This window comes from Mycobacterium sp. E3198 (assembly GCF_001667015.1).
In the GTDB taxonomy this organism is placed as follows: Bacteria; Actinomycetota; Actinomycetes; order Mycobacteriales; family Mycobacteriaceae; genus Mycobacterium.
Genome location: NZ_LZIS01000086.1, coordinates 1 through 885, shown reverse-complemented (window position 1 = coordinate 885; position 885 = coordinate 1). Strand labels below are relative to the sequence as shown.

Here is an 885-nt window from a genome sequence, read left to right as displayed (position 1 = left end):
CCAGCCTTTGATGTGGTGGACCTGGCTGTGGTAGGCGGGGGCGTCGCAGCCGGGTTTGGTGCAGCCGCGTTCTTTGCCGTAGAGCATGATGCGCTGCGCGGGGGAGGCGATCCGCTTGGTGCTGTACAGGGCCAGTGATTTGGCCTTGTCGAAGATGGCCAGGTAGTGGTGGGCGTGGCCGGCCCAGCGGATCACATCGGACATGGGCACCAGGGTGCCGCCGGCGGTGAGGGCTTTGCCGGCGGCCGCCTCGAGGTCCTGCAGGGTGGTGGTGACGATGATCGACACCGGTAGCCCGTTGTGGCGGCCCAGGTCGCCGGAGGCGAACAGGCCGCGCAGGCCGGCCAGGAATGCGTCGTGGTTGCGCTGGGGTTGGGTACGGGTGTCGCGGCGCACGGCATCCTCGCCGGGTGTCGCATCGACCACGGGTAGCTCGTCGTCGGGGTTGCAGGCGCCGGGGGCGCCGAGCTTGGCGACCAGGGCTTCGATGGCGGCCCGCAGCTCGGGGGTGATCAGCCCGCTGATGGGCGACATCCCGTCGTATTGCTGGGCGCCCAGGATGATGCCGCGCTGGCGGGCCCGCTCGGCATCGCTGAACTCCCCGTCGGGATGCAAAACGCCCATCAGTCGTTGGGCGTATGTGGCCAACTCATCTGGGCGAAACCCGCGGGCTTTGCCGGCCAGGTCGGCTTCGGAGTCGGCCCGGGTGAACACGTCCACGGCGGCGGGCAAATGCGCGACAAAACCTCGGATGATCTTGATGTGCCCGTCGCCGATCAACCCCTGGCGCTGGGCGGCGGCGGTCGCGGCCAGCTTGGGTGCCAGCGGCTCACCGGTCAGTGCCCGGCGCTCGCCGAGATCCTCGGCCTCATCGACGCGCCGGCC

1 protein-coding gene is annotated in these 885 nt (G+C 69.8%); it reads right to left on the bottom strand.

What is annotated here, in order from left to right; all coding sequences use genetic code 11:
* Positions 1-885, bottom strand: an 885-nt coding sequence (locus A5673_RS09515) for an HNH endonuclease signature motif containing protein (RefSeq protein WP_156748045.1), incomplete at both ends; no start/stop codon positions are given.